The 6,876-nt window shown below is 59.8% G+C and carries 6 protein-coding genes; 3 read left to right on the plus strand and 3 right to left on the minus strand.

All coding sequences use genetic code 11. The features are described 5' to 3' along the window. Positions 1–51: 51 nt before the first annotated feature. From BLU28_RS23240 to BLU28_RS23250, 3 genes are all read right to left on the minus strand, one after another. On the minus strand, positions 52–1,062 hold the full coding sequence (locus BLU28_RS23240) for a D-altritol 5-dehydrogenase (RefSeq protein WP_048902953.1): 1,011 nt from the start codon (positions 1,060–1,062) through the stop codon (positions 52–54). Positions 1,063–1,078: 16 nt separating this feature from the next. Beyond that, entirely contained in the window at positions 1,079–1,849 is a 771-nt protein-coding gene (locus BLU28_RS23245) for a galactitol 2-dehydrogenase (RefSeq protein WP_022562672.1), read from the minus strand. Between the two features lie 178 nt (positions 1,850–2,027). Next, complete coding sequence (locus BLU28_RS23250; protein WP_162702151.1) at positions 2,028–3,341, minus strand: ABC transporter substrate-binding protein; 1,314 nt, start codon at positions 3,339–3,341, stop codon at positions 2,028–2,030. A gap of 311 nt (positions 3,342–3,652) precedes the next feature. Here BLU28_RS23250 and BLU28_RS23260 point away from each other — a divergent pair, with 311 nt between their 5' ends. The 3 genes from BLU28_RS23260 to BLU28_RS23270 all read left to right on the plus strand — a co-directional run. Next, entirely contained in the window at positions 3,653–4,660 is a 1,008-nt protein-coding gene (locus BLU28_RS23260) for a tagatose kinase (RefSeq protein ID WP_048902872.1), read from the plus strand. Continuing rightward, entirely contained in the window at positions 4,657–5,934 is a 1,278-nt protein-coding gene (locus BLU28_RS23265; protein ID WP_077987648.1) for a D-tagatose-bisphosphate aldolase, class II, non-catalytic subunit, read from the plus strand. The genes BLU28_RS23260 and BLU28_RS23265 overlap by 4 nt, the downstream gene beginning before the upstream one ends. A gap of 124 nt (positions 5,935–6,058) precedes the next feature. Then, positions 6,059–6,876 (plus strand): carbohydrate ABC transporter permease (locus BLU28_RS23270; protein ID WP_092651396.1); only part of this gene is annotated, 818 nt, incomplete at its 3' end.

Raw genomic sequence — 6,876 nt, forward strand, 5'->3', positions numbered from 1 at the left:
GACCGGCCTTCGCACGAAAAGCCGGTCGAATGGTTATCAACGGCCAAACGATCATTCGGCCGCAAACTGCACTTTCATCGTCGCCGGATCAGACGGTTTTTTCGTAAAGAATGGCAGTATTTCCGAAAGCGGCAGCCGGTGCGACACCAGCCGCGCCATGACATCGCCATCCGTCTCCAGAATGGCAAGCGCCTGCGGTATGTTGCGGTTTAGAGAATGTGAGCCGACAAGCTTCAGCTGACGCCGGAAGATTTCGAAAGGCGCCACCGAAATGCGGGCATCCGGCGCGCAGACGCCGAAAAACAGCGCGGTGCCGCCATCCGCAACCAGCGGGATCATCGCTTCGGCAACAGCGGCAATACCCGTCGCGTCGGCCACAAAATCGAAAGACTTCTGTTGCCGCACGAGCGCTTCCGAGCCCGACACCGCCACCTTGAGCCCAAGACTTTCGGCAAAGGCCAGCCGGCTTTCATTGATATCGGCCATCGTCACCGTCTGAATGCCACGCGCTTTCAGCGACAGGGCAAGCAGCAGACCGATGGGACCGGCGCCAAACACCAGCGCGCTTTCCGGCACCACGCCACTCTCACCGATGCCAGCGCTCTGCATGCCGTTGACGACGCAGGCGAGCGGTTCGGCCAGTGCCGCGACATGATAGGGCATCGAACCGATGCCGTGCAGGTGATCCGCGCGCACCACGCTGAATTCGGCAAAGCCGCCATTGTGGGAAACGCCATAGGCCTTCAGCGTGCTGCAAAGGTTGGTCAGACCCTTCCTGCAGCTGGCACAGGTGCCGCATGGCAGATTGGGATCGACGGCCACACGGTCACCGGCTCTGAAGCCTGTCACATCGGAAGCCACGGCTGCAACTTCACCGGCATATTCATGGCCGGGAATGACGGGAAACGCACCGTCACCATAACGCGCATGCAGCACGTCTATATCGGTGTGGCAAAGCCCCGAAGCCTTGACCCGCACGAGCGCGTGACCCGGCGGCAGATCGGCGACGGGGAGTTCCGCCAGCACGGCGCGTCCCTTCTCGACGAATTGAATGGCATGCATGGTCATCTCCGGCTTTTCAGCTCATCCAGTTGCCGCCGTCGACATTGTATGTCTGGGCGAGAATATAATCGCTGTCGGCGGAGGCGAGGAAAACCGCCAGCCCTTTGATATCGTCAGGCGTGGCGAAACGGCCGATCGGCACGGATTTGGCCACCGCCGCCTTCTTCTCGCCGGGCTTCAAGCCTTCCCATTTGGCGAAATGTGCATCGACCACTTCCCAATGCTCACCATCCACGACGCCGGGCGCAATGGCGTTGACATTGATGCCGTGCTTGACGAGCGCCAGCGCCGCCGACTGCGTGGCGGAAATGATCGCCGCCTTGGAGGCGCAATAAAGCGTCACCAGCGCCTCGCCGCGCCGGCCGGCCTGGCTTGCCATATTGATGATCTTGCCGCCGCGCGCGCGCTCGATCATGACATTGGAGACGGCCTTCATCATGAACAGCGGACCCTTGAGATTGATGTCGAACACCCGCTCATAGCTCTCTTCGGTAATGCCGTTGATCGGCGCCATATCGAAGATCGCGGCATTGTTGACGAGAATATCGATGCCGCCGAACTCCTCATCCACCGCCTTCACCACCGCATCGATCTGAGCGAGGTCGGTAACATCCAGCCGCACCGCCTTTGCCGAAGGGCCGATGGCGGCGGCAGCCGCCGTGGCGCGGGCAATATCGATATCAGCGATGATGACCTTTGCGCCCTCATCGGCGAAAGCCTGCGCAAAACCAAGGCCGATACCGCGGGCAGCGCCGGTGATCAGCGCAATCTTGTTGTTCAATCTCATGTCGATCTCCGTGATGCATCGCGGGCAGTCGATGAATTCGGCCCTGCGTTTAGTGTTAGATGCAATTTTTCCACCCCCTCATTCCTGTGCATTTCACAGGAATGAGGGCGGCGGGTCTGTGTCCACCCATGCCGCCCGCCACCAGAAGGCGAACGGGCGGCACGCCGGGAGGACGCGGCTACTTGATGTAGCCCGCGCGGGTCATGTCACGTTCGACCTGTTTCTGCGCGCCTTCGAGCGCCGCATCGACGCTCTGCTGGCCGGAAAGGGCTGCCGCGATCTGCTGGCCGACAACCGTACCGATGGACTGGAATTCCGGTATGGCGACGAACTGCACACCGGTATAGGGCACCGGATCCTTGGTCGGCTTGGACGGATCGGCAGACATGATTGCCTTCAGTACCGTATCCGCGAAAGGCGCAGCCTTCTTGTATTCCGGCAGCTCATAGGTGGATTTGCGCGTACCCGGCGGCACGGCCACCCAGCCCTCGCTTTCACCAACCGTCTTCACATAGGACTTCGAAGTCGCCCATTTGACGAAGGACTTGGCGGTTTCAAGCTTCTTCGTGCTGTTTGGGATTGCAAGGTTCCAGGACCACGACCAGCTCGAACCGTTCGGCGTTACCTCGACGGGAGCACGCGTAAACGCGGTCTTGTCGGCAACCTGGCTCTGCTTGGGGTCATAAACGCGGCCCGCCGCCGAGGTGGCGTCGATCCACATGGCGCAACGGCCGGATGAAAACAGCGTCTGGTTTTCATTGAAGCCGTTGGCGGCCGCACCGGGCGGGCCGTAGGAGGTCATCAGCGCCACATAATCCGCAATCGCCTTTTTCCACGGCTCGCTCGTCAGCTGCGGTTTCCAGTCCATGTCGAACCAGCGGCCGCCATAGGTATTGATCATGGTGCCGAGGAAGGCCATGTTTTCGCCCCAGCCCGGCTTGCCGCGCAGGCATATGCCATATTGCTGTTTCGACTTGTCGGTCAGCTTGGCGGCAAAATCCTTGATCTGGTCGTACGTCGGATTGTCAGGCATCTTCAGGCCGGCGGCGTCGAACAGATCCTTGCGGTAAAGCGTGAACGAGCTTTCGGTGTAGAACGGCACGGCGTAAAGCTTGCCGTCAACCGTCAGGCCCTTTTTGATCGGGTCGAGCAGATCGGCATAGTAATAATCGTCGCCGAGATCATCGACGGGCGCCAGCCAGCCCTGCTTGCCCCAGATCGGCGCTTCGTAACCGCCAATGGTCATGATGTCGAACTGGCCGCCATTGGTGGCGATGTCGGTCGTGACGCGCTCGCGCAGAACATTCTCCTCCAGCACGATCCAGTTGATCTTGTTGCCTGTTTCCTTCTCCCAGGCGCTGGAAAGCTTCTGCATGATGATCATGTCGCCATTGTTGACGGTGGCGATGTTGATCTCTTCCGCCTGCGCCAGCCCGGCCAGAAGCCCGGCCCCAACCACAGACGACGACAGAATTCCAATGAATTTGCTCATGATACCCGCTCCTCCTTTACGGATGTCTACGCATAACAATACATGCGTAAATTTTTTATCTCGCGAAACTCGCTCTATTGTCAACATCCGAAAATAAATTGGGGCATGAAGATCTAGTTGCGTGCGCGCATAAGCTACTGTTTTAAAACAAATACTCTCATAAAAAATTATTTGAAGAAACGCCTTACCTGCTGCGACGCAACAAAATTTTCACCATCAAATATATTGACGCGCGTAAATTTTTGAATGATATCCAAAAACCATAGGCACTTGGGACGGCGGAATTTGCATCCGCAAAGGACGGGAGCCGAATGCATATGGAGGAGACGATGAGGCAGACATCCGCACTGGCGTCGCACACGAAAGGCCCGACCATCACGGCGGGGGAAATCCTAGTGGAAATCATGGCGACGACGATGGGCGACGGCTTTCTGGAGCCGCAGGCGCTGATCGGCCCGTTTCCGAGCGGCGCACCGGCCATCTTCATCGACCAGGTGGCGCGCTGCGGCGGAGCCGCCGGCATTATTGCCGCGGTGGGTGACGATGATTTCGGCCGTCTCAATGTCGAAAGGCTGCGCGGCGATGGCGTCGATGTCTCGGCCATCGCCACCATAGCCGACCGGCCGACAGGCAGCGCCTTCGTGCGTTACCGGGAAAACGGCGCAAGGGACTTCGTTTTCAACATTGCCCATTCGGCGGCCAGCGAAACGCATATGACCGATGAAGCACAGGCTCTTATCGAAAAAGCGGGCCATGTGCACGTCATGGGATCGGCCTTTGCGATTGCCGGCATTGGCGAAATCATTCTCGAAGCCATCAGGAGCGTCAAGGCGCGCGGCGGCTCGGTCTCCTTCGATCCCAACATCCGCAAGGAACTGGCGCAGGGCGATGCCGGCCGCAGGCTGATCGACGATCTGCTTGAGATTACCGATCTTCTCCTGCCCTCCGGCGAGGAACTTCAGGCGGCCTCTGGACTGGATGACGAGGACGCGGCAATTGAAAAGCTGCTTGCGTCCGGTATCGGCGAAATCGTTCTGAAACGCGGCGCGGATGGCGCAAGCCATTTCAGCCGCGCCCATGGACGCATCGACGTCCCCGGCTTGCGGGTCCGCGAAATCGACCCGACCGGTGCCGGCGACTGTTTCGGCGCAACCTATCTCACCTGCCGTCGCCTCGGCATGCATCCGCAAAAGGCACTCACCTATGCCAATGCCGCCGGCGCGCACAATGTCACCCGCCGCGGCCCAATGGAGGGCGCCGCCAGCCTTTCCGAACTCGACGCCTTTCTGACCGCGCAACTGTCGGAGGAAATCCTGTGACCGGTATACTCGAAAATCTCGCCGCCGCGCGCCGCTCCGGCAAGCCCGCCGGCATCACCTCAGTCTGCTCCGCCCATCCCGTTGTTCTGCGCGCCGCAATCCGCCGCGCCGCCACCGGCAAGACACCGGTGCTAATCGAGGCAACCTGCAATCAGGTCAATCACCTCGGCGGTTATACCGGCATGACGCCACGGGACTTCGTCAGCTTCGTCAACAGCATTGCCGAGGAGGAAGGACTGCCCCGCGAACTGGTGATTTTTGGCGGAGACCATCTCGGTCCCAATCCCTGGCGCAGGGAGCCGGCCGAAGAGGCGCTGACAAAAGCCGCCGCCATGGTCGAAGCCTATGTGGCATCGGGTTTTCGCAAGATTCACCTTGATGCATCGATGGGCTGTGCCGGTGAGCCGGCGGCGCTGGATGACGTCACCATCGCCAACCGCGCCGCCAAACTTGCCGCCGTTGCCGAAAAGGCGGCCACCGATGCCGGCCTGCCCAAACCGCTTTATATTCTCGGCACCGAAGTGCCGGTGCCTGGCGGTGCCGACCATGTGCTCGACACGGTTGCGCCAACGCAGCCGCAGGCGGCGCGCAACACCATCGACCTTCACCGCGAGATATTCGCGCAGCACGGTCTTTCGCAAGCCTTCGAACGGGTCATCGCTTTCGTCGTGCAGCCCGGCGTGGAATTCGGCAGCGACAATGTCGTCGCTTATGATCCGCAGGCCGCGGAGGCGCTGAGCGCCGTTCTGGACGGCGAACCGCAGCTGGTGTTCGAGGCCCATTCCACCGATTACCAGACCGAGCCTGCCCTTGCCGCACTGGTGCGCGACGGATATCCAATCCTCAAAGTTGGTCCGGGCCTCACCTTCGCTTACCGGGAAGCGCTTTATGCGCTTGATATGATCGCATCCGAAATGGTCGGCACCTATGGCGACCGACCGCTGGCACGGACCATGGAAAAACTGATGTTGAGCGCGCCGGGCGACTGGCAGGGCCATTACCATGGCGACGACATCACGCTGCGATTGCAGCGCCACTATAGTTACAGCGACCGCATCCGTTATTACTGGACGCGGCCGGAAGCGTTGCAGGCCGTTTCCGCCTTGCATAAGGCGCTGGATGGGAAGACAATTCCCGAAACCCTGCTGCGCCAGTATCTCGGCGAATTACCGCTCGCAACAGTTGCGGGCGAGGACGCGGAAGAGATTTTGATCGCGGCTGTGGATCAGGTTCTGGCGACCTATCACGCGGCGACGGGCGAAGGCCGCCACTGACGGCAATCATAAATCCGGATGCCCCTGCGGCAGAGGCCGCCGGAGCGAAATGGGGGAAGTGCGAGCGGTTTTCATTTGAAATCCCGCTCAAACTTATAACTGTATCCGTGAGGGAGGACGACTAATGGCAACTCGAAACACGACCGGTCTGGCGCGGGTGATGCTTGCGCCTTCGGTTCTGCTGCTTCTGGTCTGGATGATCGTGCCTCTGGCAATGACCCTGTGGTTCTCGTTCCAGAACTACAACCTCCTGAACCCGGCCAATGTCAGCTTCGCCGGCCTGTTCAATTATCAGTATTTCTACACCGACCCCGCCTTTTTCCAATCGATCTGGAACACGCTGCTGATCGTCGGCGGGGTGCTTTTGATCACCGTCATCGGCGGCATTGCCATTGCGCTTTTGCTTGACAACGACATTTTCGGCCAGGGCATTGTGCGCATCATGATCATCTCGCCCTTCTTCGTCATGCCGCCGGTGGCAGCATTGGTGTGGAAGAATATGATCATGCATCCCGGCTATGGGGTGCTCGCCGATCTGTCGCGCTTCTTCGGTTTCCAGCCGGTGGACTGGTTTGCACAGTTTCCGCTGCTGTCCATCATCATCATCGTTGCCTGGCAATGGTTGCCCTTTGCGACGCTGATCCTCTTGACCGCGCTGCAGTCGCTCGATGGCGAGCAGAAGGAAGCGGCCGAGATGGATGGCGCCAACTTTGTCAACCGCTTCATCTATCTGACGCTGCCACATCTCTCCCGCGCTATCACCGTCGTTATTCTGATCCAGACAATCTTCCTGCTCGGCGTCTACGCGGAAATCCTCGTCACCACCAATGGCGGCCCAGGCTACGCATCCACCAACCTTGCCTTCCTGATCTATCGCACCGCACTTCTGGGTTACGACGTCGGTGGCGCTTCGGCCGGCGGTATCATCGCCGTTATCCTCGC

The organism is Agrobacterium pusense, from assembly GCF_900102105.1.
Taxonomy (GTDB): domain Bacteria; phylum Pseudomonadota; class Alphaproteobacteria; order Rhizobiales; family Rhizobiaceae; genus Agrobacterium; species Agrobacterium pusense.

What these genes read in the sequence shown, in the direction of transcription:
- BLU28_RS23250 (WP_162702151.1), bottom strand. Translation starts at nt 3,341, where the DNA reads ATGAGCAAATTCATTGGAATTCTGTCGTCGTCTGTGGTTGGGGCCGGG.
- BLU28_RS23260 (WP_048902872.1), top strand. Translation starts at nt 3,653, where the DNA reads ATGCATATGGAGGAGACGATGAGGCAGACATCCGCACTGGCGTCGCAC.
- BLU28_RS23240 (WP_048902953.1), bottom strand. Translation starts at nt 1,062, where the DNA reads ATGCATGCCATTCAATTCGTCGAGAAGGGACGCGCCGTGCTGGCGGAA.
- BLU28_RS23245 (WP_022562672.1), bottom strand. Translation starts at nt 1,849, where the DNA reads ATGAGATTGAACAACAAGATTGCGCTGATCACCGGCGCTGCCCGCGGT.